Source organism: Reinekea sp. G2M2-21 (genome assembly GCF_015687175.1).
GTDB lineage: Bacteria > Pseudomonadota > Gammaproteobacteria > Pseudomonadales > Natronospirillaceae > Reinekea.
On record NZ_JADPQG010000004.1, the window covers coordinates 132,319 to 154,126 of the forward strand.

22 protein-coding genes and 1 tRNA gene are annotated in these 21,808 nt (G+C 49.8%); 11 read left to right on the plus strand and 12 right to left on the minus strand.

Annotation, left to right across the window (positions count from 1 at the left end):
- Positions 1 to 154: 154 nt before the first annotated feature.
- Together tgt and queA are read right to left on the minus strand one after the other, a co-directional pair.
- Positions 155 to 1,291, minus strand: a complete 1,137-nt coding sequence (gene tgt / locus IYN85_RS15765; RefSeq protein WP_230390788.1) for a tRNA guanosine(34) transglycosylase Tgt — start codon at positions 1,289 to 1,291, stop codon at positions 155 to 157.
- Positions 1,288 to 2,367: a tRNA preQ1(34) S-adenosylmethionine ribosyltransferase-isomerase QueA gene (gene queA, locus IYN85_RS15770; protein ID WP_196159883.1), complete on the minus strand. Its 1,080-nt coding sequence runs from the start codon at positions 2,365 to 2,367 to the stop codon at positions 1,288 to 1,290. Before queA ends, tgt begins: the two co-directional genes overlap by 4 nt.
- Positions 2,368 to 2,673: 306 nt before the next feature.
- Between queA and IYN85_RS15775 the strand changes: the two genes are divergently transcribed.
- Complete coding sequence (locus tag IYN85_RS15775; RefSeq protein WP_196159884.1) at positions 2,674 to 4,326, plus strand: EAL domain-containing protein; 1,653 nt, start codon at positions 2,674 to 2,676, stop codon at positions 4,324 to 4,326.
- Between the two features lie 80 nt (positions 4,327 to 4,406).
- Positions 4,407 to 4,493, plus strand: a tRNA-Leu gene (locus tag IYN85_RS15780).
- Positions 4,494 to 5,061: 568 nt separating this feature from the next.
- On the opposite strand, the gene IYN85_RS15785 is transcribed toward IYN85_RS15780, so the two are convergent.
- From IYN85_RS15785 to IYN85_RS15800, 4 genes are all read right to left on the minus strand, one after another.
- Entirely contained in the window at positions 5,062 to 5,634 is a 573-nt protein-coding gene (locus IYN85_RS15785; protein WP_196159885.1) for a hypothetical protein, read from the minus strand.
- Positions 5,635 to 6,041: 407 nt separating this feature from the next.
- Positions 6,042 to 6,305 carry a hypothetical protein gene (locus IYN85_RS15790; protein ID WP_196159886.1) on the minus strand — a complete coding sequence of 88 codons (264 nt, stop codon included), beginning with the start codon at positions 6,303 to 6,305 and terminating at the stop codon, positions 6,042 to 6,044.
- Between the two features lie 151 nt (positions 6,306 to 6,456).
- Entirely contained in the window at positions 6,457 to 6,696 is a 240-nt protein-coding gene (locus IYN85_RS15795; RefSeq protein WP_196159887.1) for a DUF2789 family protein, read from the minus strand.
- Between the two features lie 80 nt (positions 6,697 to 6,776).
- A complete protein-coding gene (locus IYN85_RS15800) occupies positions 6,777 to 7,457 on the minus strand; it encodes an HAD family hydrolase (protein ID WP_196159888.1) in 681 nt (226 codons plus the stop codon).
- Between the two features lie 261 nt (positions 7,458 to 7,718).
- Between IYN85_RS15800 and phhA the strand changes: the two genes are divergently transcribed.
- The 3 genes from phhA (at position 7,719) to tpx (ending at position 9,516) form a co-directional block, all read left to right on the plus strand.
- On the plus strand, positions 7,719 to 8,522 hold the full coding sequence (phhA, locus tag IYN85_RS15805; RefSeq protein ID WP_196159889.1) for a phenylalanine 4-monooxygenase: 804 nt from the start codon (positions 7,719 to 7,721) through the stop codon (positions 8,520 to 8,522).
- A 9-nt stretch (positions 8,523 to 8,531) separates the two neighbouring features.
- Positions 8,532 to 8,861: a 4a-hydroxytetrahydrobiopterin dehydratase gene (locus IYN85_RS15810; RefSeq protein WP_196159890.1), complete on the plus strand. Its 330-nt coding sequence runs from the start codon at positions 8,532 to 8,534 to the stop codon at positions 8,859 to 8,861.
- A gap of 154 nt (positions 8,862 to 9,015) precedes the next feature.
- Positions 9,016 to 9,516 (plus strand): thiol peroxidase, encoded by a 501-nt coding sequence (gene tpx, locus IYN85_RS15815; RefSeq protein ID WP_196159891.1) that lies wholly within the window; start codon positions 9,016 to 9,018, stop codon positions 9,514 to 9,516.
- Positions 9,517 to 9,567: 51 nt separating this feature from the next.
- Here tpx and amrS read toward each other — a convergent pair whose 3' ends face one another.
- Complete coding sequence (amrS, locus tag IYN85_RS15820; RefSeq protein WP_196159892.1) at positions 9,568 to 10,641, minus strand: AmmeMemoRadiSam system radical SAM enzyme; 1,074 nt, start codon at positions 10,639 to 10,641, stop codon at positions 9,568 to 9,570.
- Positions 10,642 to 10,732: 91 nt separating this feature from the next.
- On the opposite strand from amrS, the gene amrB reads away from it, so the two are divergent.
- On the plus strand, positions 10,733 to 11,530 hold the full coding sequence (gene amrB, locus IYN85_RS15825; protein WP_196159893.1) for an AmmeMemoRadiSam system protein B: 798 nt from the start codon (positions 10,733 to 10,735) through the stop codon (positions 11,528 to 11,530).
- Entirely contained in the window at positions 11,527 to 12,099 is a 573-nt protein-coding gene (amrA, locus tag IYN85_RS15830; protein ID WP_196159894.1) for an AmmeMemoRadiSam system protein A, read from the plus strand. Before amrB ends, amrA begins: the two co-directional genes overlap by 4 nt.
- A 250-nt stretch (positions 12,100 to 12,349) precedes the next feature.
- On the opposite strand, the gene IYN85_RS15835 is transcribed toward amrA, so the two are convergent.
- Both IYN85_RS15835 and IYN85_RS15840 read right to left on the minus strand, forming a co-directional pair.
- Positions 12,350 to 14,083 carry an ABC transporter ATP-binding protein gene (locus IYN85_RS15835; protein WP_196159895.1) on the minus strand — a complete coding sequence of 578 codons (1,734 nt, stop codon included), beginning with the start codon at positions 14,081 to 14,083 and terminating at the stop codon, positions 12,350 to 12,352.
- A complete protein-coding gene (locus tag IYN85_RS15840) occupies positions 14,076 to 14,789 on the minus strand; it encodes a tyrosine-protein phosphatase (RefSeq protein WP_196159896.1) in 714 nt (237 codons plus the stop codon). Before IYN85_RS15840 ends, IYN85_RS15835 begins: the two co-directional genes overlap by 8 nt.
- 239 nt (positions 14,790 to 15,028) lie before the next feature.
- Here IYN85_RS15840 and IYN85_RS15845 point away from each other — a divergent pair, with 239 nt between their 5' ends.
- Positions 15,029 to 15,700 carry a nitroreductase family protein gene (locus tag IYN85_RS15845; protein ID WP_196159897.1) on the plus strand — a complete coding sequence of 224 codons (672 nt, stop codon included), beginning with the start codon at positions 15,029 to 15,031 and terminating at the stop codon, positions 15,698 to 15,700.
- A gap of 22 nt (positions 15,701 to 15,722) precedes the next feature.
- Here IYN85_RS15845 and IYN85_RS15850 read toward each other — a convergent pair whose 3' ends face one another.
- A complete protein-coding gene (locus IYN85_RS15850; RefSeq protein WP_370592217.1) occupies positions 15,723 to 17,504 on the minus strand; it encodes an alpha-amylase family protein in 1,782 nt (593 codons plus the stop codon).
- A gap of 137 nt (positions 17,505 to 17,641) precedes the next feature.
- Here IYN85_RS15850 and IYN85_RS15855 point away from each other — a divergent pair, with 137 nt between their 5' ends.
- Positions 17,642 to 18,571 carry an alpha/beta hydrolase gene (locus tag IYN85_RS15855; protein ID WP_196159899.1) on the plus strand — a complete coding sequence of 310 codons (930 nt, stop codon included), beginning with the start codon at positions 17,642 to 17,644 and terminating at the stop codon, positions 18,569 to 18,571.
- Here the strand turns inward: IYN85_RS15855 and IYN85_RS15860 are convergent.
- Positions 18,546 to 19,247, minus strand: coding sequence for a putative 2OG-Fe(II) oxygenase (locus tag IYN85_RS15860; protein ID WP_230390789.1), 702 nt, complete (start codon positions 19,245 to 19,247; stop codon positions 18,546 to 18,548). The two genes, IYN85_RS15855 and IYN85_RS15860, sit on opposite strands and share 26 nt — an antisense overlap.
- 90 nt (positions 19,248 to 19,337) lie before the next feature.
- A complete protein-coding gene (locus IYN85_RS15865) occupies positions 19,338 to 19,520 on the minus strand; it encodes an RSP_7527 family protein (protein ID WP_196159900.1) in 183 nt (60 codons plus the stop codon).
- A 113-nt stretch (positions 19,521 to 19,633) separates the two neighbouring features.
- Here IYN85_RS15865 and gcvA point away from each other — a divergent pair, with 113 nt between their 5' ends.
- Both gcvA and IYN85_RS15875 read left to right on the plus strand, forming a co-directional pair.
- A complete protein-coding gene (gcvA, locus tag IYN85_RS15870; protein ID WP_230390790.1) occupies positions 19,634 to 20,545 on the plus strand; it encodes a transcriptional regulator GcvA in 912 nt (303 codons plus the stop codon).
- A gap of 111 nt (positions 20,546 to 20,656) precedes the next feature.
- Positions 20,657 to 21,700: a phosphotransferase enzyme family protein gene (locus IYN85_RS15875; protein WP_196159901.1), complete on the plus strand. Its 1,044-nt coding sequence runs from the start codon at positions 20,657 to 20,659 to the stop codon at positions 21,698 to 21,700.
- Positions 21,701 to 21,808 lie beyond the last annotated feature (108 nt).

Consider the following 21,808-nt stretch of genomic DNA (forward strand, 5'->3'; position numbering starts at 1 on the left):
ATCTACTCCAATTTACTGTTATTAGTTGGCCAGTTTCCGGCGCCGAGGGCCACCTGGCTCATTGTTTATTGTGCTGCGCGCAGTTTACCGTTGGCCTCCGCCTTCGGAAAGACGAAAAACTGGCAATTTTGCGCAAATAAAAATCTGTTTACCGTTATGGTGCCAAAGGTGGCGTTTCCAAGCCGCGACGGGCATAAAAGTCGTCAACGTAGGCATCAAGCCGGTTTTCTTCGATCGCTGAGCGTAATTCAGCCATCAAACGCTGGTAATAACGCAGGTTATGGATGGTGTTCAGTTGTGCACCGAGCATTTCACCGCATTTGTCCAGATGATACAGATACGCCTTACTGAAATTCCGACAGGTGTAACAGTCGCACTCCGCGTCCAAAGCGCTGGTGTCGTGACGATGTTTGGCGTTGCGGATTTTAACCACACCATCGGTCACGAACAGGTGGCCGTTGCGGGCGTTGCGAGTTGGCATCACACAGTCGAACATATCCACACCGCGACGAACGCCTTCGACGAGATCCTCAGGCTTGCCCACACCCATCAGGTAGCGAGGTTTGTCTTCTGGCATCATAGCGGGCAGGTAATCGAGCACCTGCATCATTTCATCTTTTGGTTCGCCGACGCTTAAACCACCGATGGCGTAACCGTCGAACTCGATGTTGGTCAGTCCTTCCAGACTGACTTCCCGTAAATCGCGATACATGCCGCCCTGTATGATGCCAAACAGCGCGGAAGGGCTGTCGTCATGGGCATCTTTGGAACGTTTTGCCCAACGCAGGGACATTTCCATCGATTTGCGGGCTTCATCGTGTGTGGCCGGGTAAGGCGTACATTCGTCAAAAATCATCACCACATCGGAACCCAGGGCGCGCTGTACTTCCATGCTGCTTTCCGGGGTCATGTGCACTTTGGCACCATCGACCGGGCTCTGAAAGGTCACACCATCTTCGGTAATTTTGCGCAGTTTACCCAGTGAAAATACCTGGAAGCCACCCGAGTCGGTCAGGATGGGTTTTGGCCATTGGGCGAAATCGTGTAAGTCACCGTGTTCGCTGATGACCTGAGTTCCGGGTCGCAACATTAAATGAAATGTGTTGCCCAGAATGATTTCAGCGCCGATCTCTTCAACGTCTTTCGGTGTCATGCCCTTGACTGTGCCGTATGTGCCTACCGGCATAAAGGCCGGGGTTTGCACTTCACCACGCGGGAAGGTCAAGGTGCCGCGACGGGCTTTGCCGTCTGTATTGTGCAGTTTGAAGTTCATGAAACAGGTGCGGCTCATGAGGGGTCTCCTGAGAAAAGGTGCGCGCCGTTGTTTTTGGTGACAAACATAGCATCGCCATAACTGAAAAAGCGGTATTTTTCCTGAACAGCCGAAGCGTAGGCGTTCATAACATGATCTTTGCCCGCAAAAGCGCTGACCAGCATGATCAACGTAGACTTCGGCAAGTGGAAATTGGTGAGCATGGCGTCAACTGTTTTAAACTCATACCCAGGGTAAATAAAAATCTGTGTGTCACCCGTGAATGGTTCAATTGAACCCGAAGCGGATGCGCTCTCGAGTGAACGTACGCTGGTGGTACCAACCGCGATAACGCGTTTACCCACAGCTTTGGTTGCGCGGATTTGTTCCACGACATCGGCTGGGACATCGACCCATTCCGCGTGCATGACGTGATCCGCAATATTATCGACCTTCACCGGTTGGAACGTGCCTGCACCCACGTGCAAGGTCACAAAGGCGGTATTGACGCCTTTTGCCTTAAGGCGGGCGAGAATAGCATCGTCAAAATGCAGGCCGGCCGTTGGTGCGGCAACGGCACCTTTTTTCTGTGCGTAAACAGTCTGGTAACGCTCGCGATCTTCCGAGTCGTCTTCGCGTTCCAGGTAAGGCGGTAATGGCATATGACCGTGCTGTTCCAGCAAGTCGACCAACGGTGTCTCGTTTGCACAGCGAATTTTAAACAGGTTCTCGTCACGTCCGGTGACCACCAACTCAATACCGCCTTCCATCTGCAAAACGGTGTTTTCCTTCGGGCTTTTATTGGCCCGGATATGCGCAACGGCGGTGTGATCTGAGGTCATCCGTTCAACCAATACCTCAACTTTACCGCCGCTGTCCTTCTGACCAAATAAACGGGCTGGAATCACCCGGGTGTTATTGAACACCAGTAGATCGCCTGGTTCGATCAATTCTTCGATCGCCGGGAAGTGCAGGTGCTCAATGACGCCATCGTTACCCTGCAGGTACAACAAACGGCTACCGGTGCGTTCTGCGGTTGGATGGCGCGCGATTTGATCATCCGGTAACTGAAAGTCAAAGTCGTCAACTTGAAATGATTTGTCAAGATATTGCATTAAATTGTCATGGTTACACAGTAAAAAGGCCGGATATTCTATCGGAAATGCGCAGTTGGCTCCATGTGATTCTTGTTTGTCTTCGGTCATTTTCTTACCAAGTGGTTAGGGTATTATTCCCGCCGCCAGAATTGTCACTTGCTCAGCTTCGCGGCATCTGGTATTTCTACGTTGGTTATTGCGAGTTATCAGGTTGTTACGTTAAACAGTTGAAACTGAAAGGATTTTGGTTTCATGTTCGAGTAGATAGTTAATCATCGCACCATTGCAGGGCAGACCGGTGTTATTAGAAGGTAAATTCTTTTTGTGTCTGTAAGTAGTCTCCATTTCGAACCGAGCTACAAATCACTGGTTGACGAATTCTCAAAACCGATTGCGGTATTTGATGAAACCCTGCGCCTTATTTATTTTAATCACCAGTATGAAGCGGTCTTCGGCCGCTCTGTAGCCTCTCTGTTCGATTTAGTCAGTAAAGACGATGACCTTTCTGTCACTGAGCTGCCTGGATGCATCCGCCAAAAACGCAGTTGGCGGGGCGAGGTAATTGGCGGTCTGACGGACACAGGCCGATACAGCGTCAAAGTCATTCAATTGCCCAACACACTGAAACCTCGCTATGTCGGGGTCTTTGATGCCGAAAGCCTGAAATTGGTCAAGGCTCCCTCACAACGGGTGTTGTTGGACGATTTGACAGAGCTGCCCAATCGCTACGCCTTTCTTGACGAACTCACTCAGCACATTGCCCTGAATAAAAGTGGCAATGATGATTTTGCGGTGTTGTACATCGATCTGGATCATTTCAAAGATATCAATGAGTTGCATGGCCATGAAATTGGCGATGAGTTGTTAAAGCTGTGTGCAGAGAAAATCCGCCAGATGCTGCGTCGCGATGACCTACTGGCGCGCCTGTCCGGCGACGAGTTTGCTGCGATCGTCAGTTGTGAACAAGCCCATGAAATGCAATACCTCTGTCATCGGTTGTTGCGCTACTTTGAGCGACCGGTCCAGATGGGTGGCAAACATTACCAGTTTACGGTGTCTATTGGGGTCGCTTTCTACCCTGATCAGGGCGCAAGCCCACAAGATCTGATTATTAACGCTGAAAAAGCCATGTTTGAGGCCAAAAAACAGGGTCGGGCGCAGTTTCAGCTCTATGATCGGCACCAATCTCAAAAAATAGAACAACAGCAGCGGCTGGCGGAGTCGCTGCGGCGGGTATTGCAACAAGCGCCAGAGCAATTTCAGGCGGCATACCAGCCTTTGTACAATATCCAGAGCGGTGAGTTTATCGGTATGGAAGTGCTCGCTCGCTGGGCATCACCCGAATTCGGGCAGGTCTCGCCCGCTGAATTCATTCCCTTGGCGGAGTCTCGGGGCTTAATCAATACCCTCAGTTCACTCATCTTTAATTGTATTCGTCGTGATATTCGCTCTGTAAATCTGGCGGATCGGGCGGAGAAGCCGTTGCTGGCGGTGAATATATCCGCTCAGCAAATTACCGATCCGTTTTTTGAGCATTTATTGATGACCTTCTGGCGCGATGTCACTGACGCAGGTTGGCAGTTGGAAGTTGAACTGACCGAATCGCAGCTGATGACCTATACCGATGGTATTATCGAAAAGCTGGAAGCTTGGCGGCACAAGGGCATCCGTATTGCCATTGATGATTTCGGTACCGGCTATTCCTGCCTGGCCTACCTGCACATGCTTCCAGTGGATAAGCTGAAAATAGACCGTCAGTTTCTGCGTACTCAGACCCAAGCCCGCAAAGAAGACCAGATCATGTACGCCATTATGTCGATGGCCAAAGCCCTGGATATCGAAGTATTGGCTGAGGGCGTGGAAACCAAAGAGCAGTTCCTTCGTTTACAGCAACTGGGCTGTAATTCCGGGCAGGGGTTTGGCTTGGCCCGTCCACAACCATGGGACACCAAACTGATGACCGCGCTGGATTTGTAGGACAGTGACCGAATCTGCACAGAAAATTACGCTAAGTGCTTGACACAAAAGAATTATTCCCTAGAATACCGCCTCACTTAGCCAGAGTGGTGAAATTGGTAGACACACGGGATTCAAAATCCCGCGCCCTTAAAAGCGTGCCGGTTCGAGTCCGGCCTCTGGTACCAAGATTCGACAAGAAGCCTCAATTGAAAGATTGGGGCTTTTTTGTTTGTATTTTTGTTTTAGTTGCAGGTAAGCCGGACTCTACGTCCGGTCGGGATGCCGCACCACTCTGGTACCAAGATTCGACAAGAAGCCTCAATCGAAAGATTGGGGCTTTTTTGTTTTTGCTTTGTTTTAGTTGCAGGTAAGCCGGACTCTACGTCCGGTCGGGATGCCGCACCACACTGGTACCAAGATTCGACAAAGAAGCCTCAATTGAAAGATTGGGGCTTTTTTGTTTTTGCTTTGTTTTAGTTGCAGGTAAGCCGGACTCTACGTCCGGTCGGGATGCCGCACCACTCTGGTTCCAAGATTCGACAAGAAGCCCCAATTGAAAGATTGGGGCTTTTCTGTTTTTGCTTTGTTTTAGTTGCAGGTAAGCCGGACTCTACGTCCGGTCGGGATGCCGCACCACACTGGTACCAAGATTCGACAAAGAAGCCTCAATTGAAAGATTGGGGCTTTTTTGTTTGTTATAGAATATGAATCTGACTTTGTGACCAGTATGAGTCATTCTCTGATTTCTACCCTTTATTGTGGTTTCTCCGGATCATAGTCAAAAATGCCACGCATTTTTTTAAGGTTAGACGTCATGTCCTTGAACGCAGTTTCGGGTAAGGTGTCTATGTAGTGGGCATTAGTTAAATCGATGTGTGGTTTATTACGACACGCAGACTTATGAATTTCGTTTCTTTCTTCTCCAAAGTATTTATTGTCAAATGTTAATGCATCTTTCCAGCGATAGGAAAATGAGATGTTATCTAACGCGATTGTGTTGTCTGAATTTATGTGCCAAGCGAATTTGGTTTGGTAACTTTTGATATCAAAGTGAACAAAGTCTCGTGCAGGTACGCGATTTTTGACGTGGTTGAAAAACTTTACGGTGCTAATCGACGGACAAACAAATTCGACCACCTGAAGGTTTGATTCAGTAGTAAATGCCCCCCAGCTCGCGTTCTTGCAATCATTCCAGTTGTCCAATACTTGACCAATTCTTTCTTCACTCTCACATTCAAATGAAGCGTTTTTAACAATCTCAATATTATTTTCAGAAGCACAACAAAGTCCAGTACTTAGCATGCATAGAATAAAGATATGTTTCATCAGGATAGCTCTTATTAAAAGCCATTTACGTTGGCTTTGATTATTGGAAGCAGTAACTCGATAATCTTAGTCGCAATTGCTCCCCAGGAGAAAGAGAAGTGTACACTCGTATATTGTTTTTGGATTATGAAGATCTGCTTTTTTTGAAGCTAACGGATGGTCGAAGAACTTAGTAAACTAGACGTCAAAAGTGGAATTTCCCTAAACAAAATCGTAGATGCTTTGAGGTGATTAATTTTGTTGCTCTTGACTGAGTATCTCAAAAATATTTCAGTTAAAACGCATTGGATTTTTTGTATCTTGTAATTGGATTCCACGAAAGAGTATTGCTTGATTCTGCTGCAAATGAATAGAGCAAGAGAGTAAAAGACTAAAACATCTTTTTCCGCACCTTAGGCGGGTTGTTATTAGCTTGACGCTGGTTCTTTATTGGATTCCATTTTCTTTGTCACTTCCTTTTGCGCTGCGGCGCGGTGCTCAAAGATGTTGCCCGCCGTAAAAGCGCCGCCAATGGCACCCAGACCCAAGACAAGGTTCATGAAAAAAGAATCTGGGGGGACTTCGCCACGTAAGCCCAGTAACAGCAAATACAGCACTGTGCCCACGGAAAAAATGATCAGCAACCATTTGGTTAAGATGACTTTGCGGTTTCCCTGCTGCGTTTCTTTCATAACCTTTTCTCACCGTTCGCTAGACGGTGATTTAAACTACTCGCGTTCTGGGAAATTGCGAGTTTTGCTTATTAATTGAGCAGTTAGGTTCAGGGTGCAGCTTTACTGTACTCTAAGCCACCCGAGTTTCATCCCCTTGTTCAAGGCATCCTTAATGATGTTGTCGAAGCAGGGCATCCAGCTCATCGACAGGCTCAGACCATGCAGCGTCTTCGGTGCGCGCTTCAATCAGCAATTGCCGTTGGCTCTCGGACCAGATGGCGAGGGACTCCAGAGTCTGGTCTGATCTCAGGCTCTTATGTTCAGCGATAAATGAGTCGATCGCATCACTGGAGTTCTCCAGGCCCAACTGTCCGAACAAGTCTGCCAGGGTGTGGTGTGCGGTTTCCATGATGTCACTCCGTTGATTTCAGCCAAACAATGTCCTTCTAATCTGGCCCAATGTGACGTAAATGCAAGCAAATACATGAATTAGGGCAGGAAATTACTGTTCAGTGAGGTTTTCACCAGGTTAATAATCTCACCGGGGTCGTGTAAGAGCTGGCTGGCACCAGCCTGCAACAGTTCTTCCGCGTCCCGGAATCCCCAGGTGACCCCAATGGCTTGATAGCCCGCGTTTTGGGCGGTTTGCATGTCGATATCGCTGTCCCCGAAATACAGAACTTGCTCTGGTGTAACCTGTAATGCTTCGGTTACTCGCGCAGATACCTCTGCACTGGGTTTGTGTGCAATTCCGTCAACCTGGCCCTGGACTAACGTAAAGGACCAGTCGGGGAGAAAATGCTGAACACAAAGGTTGGCAAAGGCCTGTGGTTTGTTGGTCAGAATGGCCAACTGTAAGTCATGCGCTTGTGCGAAGGACAGTGCATCGGCAATTCCAGCGTACAGGTGCGTTTTGTTTGCCCAATTGCCATCGTAATGCTTTTTATAGTCGGCCAGGACCTGGTCGATGGTGTCTTCCGTTCGCTGAGTCGTGGGTAGAGCCCGCCGAATAAGCTCGCGGGCTCCGCTGCCGACGAAAAAGCGATAGTTATCCGGTTCTTGTGTTGGAAAACCGTGTTTGCTCAGCGCCGCATTGGTTGAGTCTGCCAAGTCCTCCAATGTGTTCAGCAAAGTGCCGTCCATATCGAAAACAAGTGCTTTTAATGTCAAAAGGTTGCTCCTGCGCAAATGTGCGGCCTTTATACGGGCTTTTGCATCGAAATTAAATGTTCATTTTGCTTTCCACTGATCTGATCAAGGAAAACGCAGTGTTACCGCCGTTAAACCCTGATTGCGCGAGCGCTGGGTGAAGGCATGTCATCTTTGCTTGACGTTTACGTCAGCAGTCAATTTAGGGGTATGGCTGTACTTTTCGCGGTTTTAAGTCCGAAATAACCGAACAAAAACAAGAATACAACCGGAGAGGCTTCTATGGGTAAAGGTACCCAGTATGTTGCACATCAGCCACAAGCCGATGGGCAAATCATTTGGTCCCAGATCGAAAACGACACTTGGAAAGCTTTGGTTTCGCGCCAACTACCGGTACTGGAGCAATGCGCTTGTCAGGCGTATCTCGAAGGTGCGAAAGCCCTGAATCTGCCAGTTGATCACGTTCCACAATTGGCAGACATCGATGCTGTGTTGATGGCAGCGACCGGCTGGCAGACGCAAGCCGTCCCGGCGCTGATCGATTTCTCGACGTTTTTCGGATTACTGAGTGAGCGTAAATTCCCCGTGGCCACCTTTATCCGAACCCCGGCCGATATGGATTACCTTCAGGAACCGGATATTTTTCATGAAATATTCGGTCACTGTCCGTTGTTGACCAACCCTGCGTTCGCCAAGTTCACCGAAACCTATGGCAAGTTGGGTTTAGCAGCCTCAAAAGAGGACCGCGTGTACCTGGCACGGCTCTATTGGTTTACCGTTGAATTTGGTTTGCTGCAAACAGTTCAAGGGGAGCGCAGTATTTACGGGGGCGGCATTTTGTCATCGCCAAAAGAAACCGACTATGCTTTTGCCAGTGATGTTCCTGAACGCACTCCGTTTGACTTGATGACCGTGCTGCGCACGCCGTATCGGATTGATATTTTACAGCCCCAGTATTTTTATCTGGAGTCTGTCGACGCGTTATTTGATATTGCCAACATGGACATTATGGCAGCGGTAGACAGCGCCAAAAAAATGGGTTTGTTGCCCGCAAAATTTCCTCAAAAAAAAGTCGTGAATGGATAAGGAGACGAAATGTCACTTGCACAACAACAGTGTGAAGCGTGCCGCGCCGATGCACCCAAAGTCAGCGATCAGGAATTGGCTGAATTAATGCATCAGATTCCCGATTGGGCGCCTGTCGTCGTTAACAATGTCATGCAGCTGGAGCGCAGTTACAGTTTTAAGAATTTTCGTTTGGCGCTCGAGTTTACCAATAAAGTTGGTGCGTTGGCCGAGGCCGAAGGCCACCATCCGGAGATTGTGACTGAATGGGGTAAAGTCACTGTGCGCTGGTGGACGCATGCCATCAACGGGTTGCACAGGAACGACTTTATTTGTGCGGCCAAAACGGACGCCCTTTAAACTTTTGCTCCGTGCGGTTGCGGCATTGCAAGAGAGTCCGCCGTGACCGCACTTTTTCAAGTCGGCTTTACCCGCACTTTTTCTGTGGTTGAAACTTTCATCCAAACCCCAATACTGCCCGTAAGTTCAATCCACACTCAAAGGAAGAAAAGGTATGGCAACAGTTACATTGCAAGGTAATCCCGTTCAGGTCGCTGGTGAACTGCCAGCAGTGGGTACAAAAGCCCCGGCGTTTTCATTAACCGGCGCGGATTTGTCGGAAGTATCCCTGGCCAGTTTTGCAGGCAAAAAAGTTATTTTAAACATTTACCCAAGTGTTGATACCGGAACCTGCGCTGCATCTACCCGCCAGTTCAACAGCAAAATGAATAACCGTGACGACGTGGTCGTTGTGTGTGTATCACAGGATTTGCCATTTGCGTTCTCACGTTTTTGTGGCGCAGAAGGCTTGGACAACGTGAAAACTGCGTCGACCTTCCGGTCCCCAGCTTTTCTGGATGATTACGGCGTGAAGATTGCTGACGGTCCATTGGCCGGTTTGTGTGCTCGTTCGGTGGTTGTCATCGATGAAGCGGGTCAGGTTATCCACAACCAGTTAGTGTCTGAAATTGCCAACGAGCCTGACTATGACGCCGCATTGAACGCTGTCGGTTAACGTTGACCGATTTTCAATGACCTTACATGAAAGCCCTGGATGGGGCTTTTTTTATGATTGATGCATTGGAATCACTTTCCGCTGAGCACCCCATTGCCCAGGAGTCGCTTCAAAGACGCCATGCACCTTCGCACCGCAATGACCGCACACACCATTCTCGCCTAAGGCCCAGGTCTGCAACTGATACCAATCGCGGACGATCACTGGCTCAGCGCATTCTGGGCAATAGGTGGTATCGCCTGCCGGATCATGAACATTCCCGGTGTACACATATTTCAATCCGTTTTGAAGGCCGATTGCACGGGCACGTTGTAGCGTGGCCAACGGAGTACGCGCGTGATTCAACATCTTCCAGTCAGGATGAAAGGCCGAAAAGTGCAGTGGGGTGGTGACCCCAAGATGTTCCGCGATCCACCCCGTTAATTGATCGAGTTCTTTGTCGCTGTCATTTTCACCTGGAATCAGCAAGGTGGTGATTTCCAGCCAGCAATGTGTTTCATGCTGAATGTAGAGCAGTGTTTCTAAGACCGGCGCCAGATGTCCGCCGCAGATCTTGCGATAAAAGTTTTCCGAAAAAGCTTTCAGGTCCACATTCACTGCGTCCATCGACTGAAAAAATTCGATGCGAGGTTCCGGGCAAATGTAACCCGCGGTGACCGCGATATTGCGGATGTTGTGGTGCTGACATTGCTCGGCGACATCCAGCGCATATTCCATGAAAATCACCGGATCGTTGTATGTATAGGCAACCGAACGACATTGGTTTTGCGCGGCCGCGAGCGCGATTTGCTCAGGGCTGGCTGCGGCCGCCAGCGATTCATTTTTACGCGATTTACTGATGTCCCAATTCTGGCAGAACTTGCACGCCAAATTGCAGCCCGCTGTACCAAATGAAAGTACCGGTGTTCCGGGCAAGAAATGATTTAATGGCTTTTTTTCCACCGGATCAATGCAGAAACCACTGGAACGGCCATAACTGAGCAGGGTAATTTCGTTGTTCTGGTTGCCACGTACATAGCACAAACCCCGGCTTCCGGAGGGTATCTTGCAATAGCGTGGGCACAGATCGCATTGCAGTTTGCCGGAGCCATCGTCCAAGGCATGCCAGTACCGGTTTGTTGCCATGGCTGCGTCTCCTTTTAGAGCGCTCACTGTTGATTAGTGTAGTGCTTGGGACTAGGTTTGATAGTACAAATTCTTGGTAAAGGGGGCTCGTATGACTATTCGAATGCCCGCTGTGTCTGGCGCGTTTTATCCCGCCGAATCCCATCAGTTGCATCATCAGTTGGCGACGTTTTTAGGTCAGGCAAATTACGATGCCGATTCCCGAGCACCGACCATGTTGGTGGTGCCGCACGCCGGCTACATTTATTCCGGCCAGATCGCCGCAAACGCCTATGCCTCGCTTAAAAATCACCGTGATGCCTATCGTCGGGTCGTTGTGCTCGGTCCTTCGCACCGTGTGGCTCTGCATGGCATAGCGGTCGCGGAACATGCAACGTTCAGAACACCTTTAGGGGATATTAAACTCGACCAAATCGCGATTAACCGATTAACCGACCTACCGGGAGTGGACGTCCGAACCGACGCGCATGCGTTGGAGCATAGTTTGGAAGTGCAGCTGCCGTTTTTGCAAACACTGTTGGACAATTTTCTGTTAGTGCCATTGGTGGTTGGTCAGTCCAACGTTGAGCTGGTGCGCGAGGCAATTGAGACGATTTGGGATGAGCAGACGTTGATTGTGGTCAGCACCGATTTAAGCCATTTTCTGTACGACGCAGACGCAAATCGCGTCGATGCTAATACGATTCAGAAAATTCTACACTGTGAAACATCGCTGCTGGGTGAGGAGGCTTGTGGTCATCACCCGCTAAACGGTGCTCTGGCGTTTGCTAAAGGGCGAGGGTGGCAGGTAGAGCCTATTGCAAAAGGAAATTCAGGGGAAATCACCGGAGACAAAGAGCGGGTCGTCGGTTATGCGTCGTTCGCTGTGTATGACGGTGTTAGCTCATGACTCCGGTATTGTTGAATAACGAGCAACAGCAGATGGCACTGCGTTTTGCCCGGGAATGCGTTTGGCAGGCTTTGAACCCAGCGCAGCCGATTAGCGGCTTGACCGATCCTGTATTCGACTCACCATTGGCGTCCTTCGTGACCTTAACCACAGACGGCCAATTACGTGGTTGTATTGGTTCGCTGGAAGCTCATCGCAGTCTGGCAGATGATGTTGCTCAAAATGCCCATTCAGCTGCTTTTCGCGATCCCCGATTTTTACCGGTGACTATTGATGAATTGCCGGATCTCAGTTTCGAAATCTCGATACTGTCAAAACCTGAATCGCTGTCTTTTACCGATGAGCAGGACCTGTTTCGACAGGTCATTCCACATCGAGACGGTGTCATTATTGAACAGGGAAATCATCGCTCGACATTTCTACCGCAAGTTTGGGAGCAGTTGCCGGATCACACGACTTTTTTCAATTATCTAAAGCGAAAAGCTGGCTTGGATGAAGCGACACCCGTCACCGAATTAGATGTTCAGACATACCAGGTGCAAAGCTTTAGAGAGCGCGCGAACCAATAAGGCTTGCGCGTTTTGGGGCCTTAATCAATATATCGCTTAAAACAACTCAGTATCCCAGGCCTGGCATTTAGATAAATGAACTTCGGTAACACTTTGCGACCCCACTTCGCTGATCGAGTCTGTTAAAAATTTGCCGTTACATTTTGCGCGATTGCCCTTGAACTTTAGAGTAACTAAGGCTTGGCGGACAAACGAACACACTGTTTAGGCTAATTTTCCTCAGCTCTCGACCTATAATGAGAATTCCGGGCTAGCGTTCCAATGTGGTATGGAGTTCGGCGTAGTGGCCGTTCAATGCAAGCAGTTCATTGTGGGTGCCGCTTTCGACAATAGCGCCGTTTTTCATGACATGAATAACATCGGCATTCATCACCGTGGTGAGCCGATGGGCAATCACCAGAGTGGTTTTATCTTTGGTGAACGCATCCAGCAGAGCTTGAATTTTCTGTTCTGTGTTGTTGTCCAATGCCGACGTGGCTTCGTCTAACAGCAGAATGGGCGCGTTGCGTAGCAGCGCGCGCGCAATGATCACACGCTGCCGCTGTCCGCCTGAAAGATTCGTACCACGAGGTCCCGCCAGGCTGTCTAAACCATCCGGTAAGTCTTTCGCAAACTGGCTGACCAAGGCGGTATCGGCCACCGAATCGATTTTAGCTTCATCAGCGGTTAAATCACCGAGCCAAATATTGTCGCGTATTGATTCATCGAACAGCGCGGATTCTTGTGAAACCACAGCCACGTCCTGGCGAAGATCCAATAAATCGATGTCGGCCAGATTATCGTCGCCAATGAAGATATCACCGCTAGACTGCAACTCCAGTTGGGTCAAAACGTTAAACAACGTTGATTTTCCCGCGCCGCTAGGGCCAACAAAGGCCGTGGTTTTGCCACCTGGCGCAACAAAGCTCAGGTTGTTCAGAACGACATTATTACCATAGGAAAAATTGACCTGTTCGAAGCGAATATCTCCGTTAGGATTGGCTAGCTTGCGAACTGAATTGGGGCGCTCGGTTGGTTGTTGGTCGAAAACAAAAAATATTCTTTCCAGGTTGGCCAGCGCCATTTGCAGACCACTGGTTACATTGGTCAGCCGGCGGAGAGGGTCCAGAACCAATGCGATGGCAAAGAAAAATGTGATGAAGGAGCCTGCGGTTTTTTCACCCGCTAATATTTCCTGCCCACCGTAAAAGATAACGGCGACAAAACCCAAACCCGCGACAATGTCGATTATGGATGGCATGGCGGCGCGGCCGTATTCGGATTTCAGATTGTTTTTTACAAAGGCGCCAACATCTTGCTTGAATCGGTCTTCTTCGTGTGTGAGCAAGTTATTGAGTTTAATGGCCTTGATGCCATGAAAAATCTCATCTAATCGCGTCGATAAACTGGCAGAAGACTCTCTTGCCCGCCGGGTTAAGCGACGGATTGCTTTTTGAAGCCAGGCCATTGGAAGCAATAGTACGGGTAGGCCGACAAAAATGATTAACGTCCACGCGATATCCTCTTGCATGGCTGCAATAATCATGGCGACAAGTGTTGCGGTATCTCGACCGAATGTGAGCAACGTGCCGCTGGCAAATGATTGCAGGGCTTGCGTATCTCCCCGCACCCGCTCAATGAGTTCACCCGGTGCATGACGGTTAAAAAATGCAATATCCAGACGCAACAGGTGGTTGGTCAGGTCTTGTTGCAACTCACCGACAATTGACATTCCTGCTTTAACGGTCAGTGATCGATGAGCAAAAGAGCCGAATCCTTTAACCAGAAAAACGCCAAGGAAGGCTAAGGTGACCGGTAGGACGGCCGTTGGGTCTGCCTGAACAAATATCTTGTCTACCATGGGTTGCAATTGTTTGACGAGAACAAAAATTGAGCCGCTTTCGAGCAGCATAAAGCAGATGGCGACAATCAGTTTGCCAATGTGATTCTTGATATATCCAGACCACATTTTACTCAACAGGTATTTACCGGAATGGTTACTCACGATTCAGCACCTTATCGACCAACAGGTCATACCATTTGTTGGAATGGAATTGCGCGGTGAGGGTGTCCCGGTCGTAATGATCTTTGGCCCACGTCATGAAATCGATCGGCGTTTTTTCATTGAACTGACGGTAGGTTTCCAAAAAGTAATCCAGTCGGCCAGTATTTGAATGCTTGATGTGCAGGTAACGCAGGCTCAGTTGCTTTTGCGCTTCTTCAATCGGGGCTTTTTTAATCAGCAGTAAATATAACGCGGAGCAGATACCAGCGCGGTCGGCGCCCGACTTACAATGGAACAGTACCGGTTTCCGTAATTGTTCGAACATGGCCTGCGTTTTCAACAGTTCTTCGTAGGTGGGCATGCGTCGGGAATACATTTTATGATTGATCATTTCAATGCCGTATTCGTCGCAGGCTTCCTTTTCGAGGATATAAGAACCCCAACGGCTCACGCCACGCAGATTAACAATGGTTTTAATGCCCTGGCTGGCGAGCTTTTTGATATGTCGGGGTGACGGCTGATTGCTGCGCCACACGCCATCATCGAGCTGGTGTCGGTTAGTCCAGAAAAATCTCAGGAAAGAATGGTCACCCATGACGGCGTCGAAACGTGCGAAAGCGCGCTGGCCGGACGTTTTTAGGCCATCAGCCCATTGTTGCTGTGCGTTGATGTATTTCTGTTTCAGATAGGATTGCTTTTTGCTCATTGCGTGGCTGTAGCTGACTGTTCGGGGGCGTATTCTAAGGTGATTGGCCGGTTCATGATAGCGCAAGAGGTCGTTTTAGGCTGGATTTGGCCAAAAAACCGGGTCTGTAACGATACTTTTACTGAATACTGAAAGGTCTGCAAGTATAAGCCTTCCGAGCACTGCTTGGTGCCAAAGGTGTTTTGTCCTTAACATACTCCGAGAGTCAAAAAATAAGAAACCAACAACAGGAACTGACCATGAAGCAGGAATACGCGCCCATCCCCTATGAATTTAACACCCTCACAGAGGCGGAAATGCAGGCCGAGGCGGAGGCTTTTTATCAGGCCATCAAGACGCGGCGAACCGTGCGGGATTTTTCCGATAAGCCGATTCCCGCCAGCGTGATCGAGCAGGCTATATTGTCAGCGGGTACCGCACCCAATGGCGCCAACATGCAGCCTTGGCATTTCGTGGCAATCTCTAACGCAGACATCAAGAAGCAAATACGGTTGGCTGCGGAACAGGAAGAGCGCGAGTTTTATGAGCAACGGGCGTCAGAGGAATGGTTGGACGCACTCAGCCACCTGGGGACCGACGCAGAAAAGCCCTTCTTAGAAACGGCATCCCATTTGATTGTTATTTTTCTGAAGAAGTTTTCCTACGATGCGCAGGGTAACAAGCTTAAAAATTATTACACATCTGAAAGCGTCGGCATCGCGACCGGTTTTCTGATTAACGCGCTGCACACCAGCGGAGTCGCCACGTTGACTCACACGCCGAGCCCGATGAAATTTTTGAACACTATTTTAAAACGACCGGCCGATGAACGCCCCTATATGATTTTGGTGGCTGGCTACCCGGCAGACGGGTGTCAGGTGCCGACCATCGACAAGAAGCCGTTGGTCGACATCGCTACCTTTCTGGACTAATTCGGATGCTGTTAGGGTTCTCTCAGCGGCCGCTCAATTTAAACACCTGCCCGGCAAAGCCCGGGCAGTTGATGGGGATCGTCAGATCGCCATGATCCGCAGCTTGAACGGTTTTCTGTAACCACTCTTCGCCGATGCATTCGACCAGTACGCTGCCAGAGTAGAGCCCTTCGCAGGCGGCAACTACATCCGGAGGCAGTATCAAGTCGCAATAGCTGTCGCGAAAGTCGAAATTGACAAACACCAGAATCCAATGTGCGTGGTGTTTGCGAATGAAGGCATATTGCCGCTCGCCATAGTTCAGGGAGTATTGACGATTATGGGCGTGCAGTGAAATGAAATCGCCGTGGAGCGTTGGCTCTTGCGCTGAAAAGCTCAATAGACGCTGGTACGCGGCATCCAGTTCCGCCTGGCTTTGGGTCAGGCCACCACCGTCAAATCGACCGTGGTTCATCCAGGCTTGGTGGGCAGGAACACCTGCGTAGTCAAAAATCGTGGTACGGCTGGCGCGACCGAAACCCAGGTCCTGATCCGCCTTTTCGCCTTGCGCTTGGCCGAAATACAACATGGTCGGACCTTTTCCCAGTAACGCAGTGACGACCATCGCAGGCCAGCCGCGTTCTGCAGAACCCGCGAATTCTGGATGCGCGATGCGTTGTTCATCGTGATTTTCAAGAAAACGCAACAGGTGGGGTTCTATGTCGGCAAGCCGACGTTGATCGTCGTCCAATCGGGAGGTACCGGCCGATTCGCGAACGATCTCTTTGAGCGTGTCATAGACATCAACTTTGTCGTAGAGGTAGTCCATCTTGCCGTTGAAAATGTAGTCGCGATACAAATCCGGTTGGTAGACCTCAGCAATCACCTCGGCTTCTGGGTTGTGCACTTTTATACTTGCGTTCATGAAGCTCCAGAACTCAACCGGCACCATTTCTGCCATGTCGAAGCGGAAGCCATCCACGCCCTTATCCAGCCAATACAGGGCAATGTCGCGGAATTTGGTCCAGCTGTTCGGTAGCGATTTGTCAGCCCAGAATTCAGCGTGCGCGACGAAATCCTGCTGATCATAACCGGGCGGTAATTCCGGGAAATCTTTGATGCCATCCAGTGTAACGCCATAGTTTATTTTGGCGGTTTCGAACCAGTCATCCCAATGTGGCTTGGCGTGGCGACCACCATTCCCCGTCCATTTGGCCGGTGATTCCTGGTAATGAGCGCCCTGATATTCGCCGCCCAGCGGTGCGAAGCCTTCTGGGTAATCTGGGGTTTGAAAGTCTTCTCCGGGCAGGTAGTAGAAGTTGTTGTTTCGATCGTAACTCAGCTCGGTGTTATCGCGCGCTCCAAAGTCATCTACACCCGGCGGGGCACTGACGCTCTGATACTGGCGCGCGACGTGATTCGGCACAATATCAATAATAACTTTCATGCCGTGTCGGTGGGTTCGCTCGATCAGGGCTTCAAACTCTTCCAGCCGCTGTGCCGGGTTCATGGCGAGATCTGGATTCACGTTGTAATAGTCTTTCACGGCGTAAGGCGAGCCGGCACGACCTTTCACGACCTCAGGGTGGTCGTCATGGATGCCCGGGTATGAGCCGATCAGGGCATGGTGCGGTACGCCGGTGTACCAGATGTGGCTCACACCATAATTTTTGATTGCGCGCAGTGCGGTATCGTCAAAATCCGCAAACTTGCCGACTCCGTTTTCCTCTTTGGTGCCCCACGGTTTATTGGTGGTGTTTTGATTACCAAACAGGCGTGTAAACACTTGATAAATGACGGGCTTGCCGGATTGATCACTGGACACGGCGAGAATCCTTCTTGTAATTGATGTTATGCAAAGCATTGTACAAAAACACTGGCAGACTACCGGGTTGAACTCGTCAACCGGTTGATAAAAGCTATAACGCGATTCTTGTCTCGTGCTGAATAAGGGAGCCATCCATGCCGACACTCAAAACGCAATTCATTCATTTTTTGTTGCAACACCGTCATTGGTTTCGGGGGCGGCTAAGACCGGAGACGATCACTGAGCGGACCGATATGGTTGCCTTGCGTGCCCGCACGGAAAAGATGGCGGCCAGGTTGGGGCAATTGGATGCCTCATTCAAGCTTGTATCCGAAGAACATCGGGGTGTGCACGCACTGCGGCTGATTACAGACGCGCATGCGCAGACCTTGTTGCTGTATTTTCACGGTGGTGGCTACACCACCGGCTCGGCTTCGTCGCATCGGGGGATCGTGTCTAAGTTTGTCAAAGCGACTGGGGTCAATGCGTTATGTTTCGACTACCGCCTGGCACCAGAACATCCGTTTCCCGCAGCCTTGGATGACAGTATAGCGGTGTATCAGAACCTGTTAGCGACCGGTTGGTTGCCTGAGAACATCGTTTTTTGTGGTGACTCAGCCGGAGGAGGATTGGCGTTAGCCACACTGTTGAAGTTGAAAAGTCTGGCGATGCCTTTGCCCAAAGCGGCAGTGTTACTGTCCCCTTGGGTGGACCTTACGTTACAACAGGCGTCTTATCTGACTGATGATCCGCTGGCGCCACCCGGTTCTTGGCAGGTATATGGCAATTGGTACGCGACGACACACGACAAAAAAAATCCACTGATATCACCCTTATATGGTGATATGCAGGGGTTGCCCCCAATGTTTATTTCGGTGGGTACCCGCGAAAACATTCATGACGAAGCGCTGGCACTCATGGCGAAAGCGGAGAAAGCCGGTGTTGAGGTGCATCGCCAAATCGGTCAAGGGATGATGCACTGTTATCCGGCTATGGCGCCGATTCTGCCTGAGGCCGTTGAGGCGTTAGCGGACATTGCGGGCTTTATCCGGCAGCAACTTATACAAAATCCACCCGCGCATTAAACGCGATGACGATTCGATCCTTGTCGCCGAAGTAAGGCAAAGCAGAATGCTTCAGATAAGACGGGAAGATCACAATCTGACCGTCCTTGGGTTCTATGTCCCAAATGCCCGTGCCATTTAGGTACTGGCTCCCGGCATCGAGGTAGTGGTCGGCATTCACTCTCGGGTCATAGAAACGATTCAGTCCATTGCGCCGGGTAAAATCTGAATCGCCAATATCGAGATAGTAAATTCCGCACCAGGAACAGTTGGGGTGACTGTGTGCATCGTGATAACCGCCATTGCGAGTTACGTGATACCAGCTTTCAACGATAGTGGCATACGCCTCTGCGTCTTCTGGCCAAAAGGGTTGATTGACGTCGGCGGCGATGGTGTTGATGAGGTCGCTGAGGAATACATTGAGCGTTTGTATGTCGGCATTGTCCCGATCCAGAAAGTCCAGTTCGCTTTCCGCCAGATTGGCTTTGGCGGTAACAGCAACTTCACTTTGAACCGTCGCATTAAGTTCACCAATATCGTCGTAAATACTGTTGCGCAGCGCTTCCTGCAGCATCGTGTGGTAGGGGTTTTCGGTAATAAAGCATTGGCTGTTCCAAAGCTCTATCGCTTCAATGTCAGGGCTGTCGGTGATGTAGTCTTTCTGCATGCGGGTATCGGTTGAGTAAGGGTGGGGCATGGTAACCCATTTCGTATTTGAGCGTCATGCAGACAAAAAAAAGCCCGCTCAAGGCGGGCCAAAAAACGAGTGTATAAATCGTTCCAGAAATCAGGCTTTACGCGCGCGCGGTGATGCAGTCAGCAGGCTGCGCGATGTTCTTGAGACCCATTCAAAAGCGGCTTTGGTGGCGTCGTTTACGGCCTGGCTGCGCATGGCGCGGGCTCGTTGAATATGACGCTCAACATCAGATGGCTCATAAGCGTTTACGGCGATCTGTTCAAAACTTTGCATGGGTGAATCTCAACAACAGCAAATAAGATGCGCGCAGTCTATGGCGTTGACCTTTTGGTCACAAACGATTATTTTTACGATTATAAGTTAGTTTATTTCACCTATGGGCCCGCATGATACGTTTACCACCACTCAAAGCATTACAGGTATTTGAAGCCGCAGGCCGCACAGGTAGCTTTCAGGCAGCTGCAAAAGAGCTTTACGTGACGCCATCGGCGATCAGTCATCAGGTGAAAGCACTTGAGGATTTTTTAGGTATTGAGTTGTTTGAACGGCGTACCCGCAAAGTTGTTCTGACACTGACCGGTGCCGCTTATCTGGAGTCTATCAGCAGTGCGTTCATGCACATGGAAGTGGCCACCCAGCGAGCCTCGTCAGCGCATTCCGGCGGCGAGTTGAAATTGGCGGTGGCACCGGCCTTTCTGGATCGCTGGTTATTGCCCCGGTTTCACGATTTTACGAATCGTCATCCGGATATTGAGTTGGATATTCACAGTTCCATCGGTGAAATCGATTTTAAACAATCGAATATTGATATGGCAGTCTATTTCGGTGAAGGGCAGTGGGAGGGGGTTGAATGTCAGTTGCTGAGGCCCTCCTACCTGGTACCGGTATGCGCCCCTATACTGTTAGAACAGGAAAAAGTCATGGAGCCTGCAGACCTGCTTAAGTTTCGGTTGTTGCAGGTGAAAAAGAGGCCGGACGAATGGACCAGTTGGTTCCAGTTGACGGAAACGCCGTTTCATCCATCACAGGGAACCATCAGTTTTTCCAATGGCATGAATACTGCGAACGCTGCCGCAAAAGGCTTGGGGATTGCCTTGACAGACCCAAGCTTGGTCAGTGAGGAGATTGACCAGGGCGATTTGATGATACCGATCGACGTGATCATGCAATTGTCCAAATCTTTTTACCTGGTGTCGCAGAAAAATCGACCGTTGACTCCAGCGATGACCGTATTCCGCGACTGGATCACTCAACGAATGGCTGCGGAAATCAGTGCAGCTGAAACACTGGCCGGTTAAATGCCGTTTTTTGCCCATTGACTGACTTCGGACAATTTACCGCTTAAAAGGGTTCGTTAGGCTGCGAAAGTTGATTGTTTATTGATCAGCTCACAGACGAGGGTCCGAATAATGAATAAGAAAAGCAAAGAGTTATTCACCGAGTCAATTAAGCAGGCAATTTTGCAGCATGTCGGCCTTTTTGAAAGCCCGTGTGAACCTCTCGATGGATTTGAAAGTTTCATTTTTAAAGTTCGATACAAAGGAGAACCCTGCGCTTTGCGCATCTCTCATTCGATGCATCGCAGCCCTGTGCAGATTCGTGGCGAAATAGAATGGCTGCAACATTTGGCGAGCCATCGACTGAATGTCCCCACGGTGTTGCCTTTCCCCAATGGTGAATACCTGGCGTCGATAAGTGACGGAAATGGCGGAGCCTTTACAGCGGTTTGTTTCTCCTGGGCAGAAGGACAGCACGTTTGGGCATTTAAAACGTCGCCCTGGTCTTCCCCCTTGTTTGAGCAGATGGGCCATATGTGCGGCAAAATGCATCTTTTGGCCGAAAGCTTTGAATTTGAGCACAGTTGCAGTCAACGACCGCATTGGTATGAAGAACCAGGCCAGAATATTCGCCAGTTTTTGCCCTCCTCCGATGAAGCTATTTCTGAGAAATTCGACCGCCTGAACCATCAGATTCGACAGGTCCATCAGCATAAACACGACTATGGCTTAATCCATGCAGATTTTCACCGCGGTAATTTCTTTGTTCACGGCAAGGACATTACGCTGTTTGATTTTGACGATTGCCAATACCATTTGTTTGTCGCTGATATTGCCATTGCTGTGTTTTACGCCATTCCATTTGATCGACCGGAAGGCTTGCAGCAAAGCGCAGTCAGTCTGTTTTTCCAAAGCTTCATGCGGGGCTATTTGCAGGAACGTCCGTTGGATCGGCAATGGTGTCGATGGTTGCCAGCTTTGTTGAAGCAACGGGAGATCGATCTATACGCGCAGCTACACCAGAACTTTGACCTGAGTGATCCTGACGTTATGGATCGCTGGTCGCAGAACTATTTGTACCAACGACGCCAGCGGATATTACAGGGCAAACCCGTGATTTCGCTGAACTGGGCCCAGCTCTTCGATGAGATAGCCGATCAGGTTGTTACGATGTAAACAAGAAGGGCCTCTGCTCAGAGGCCTTGACCCATGGTTTTACGCCGTTTTCGCATTGACTGTTTTTCCACAAGCCCGGTTGCTTGTGCCGAGTTTTGGCCGCTACTA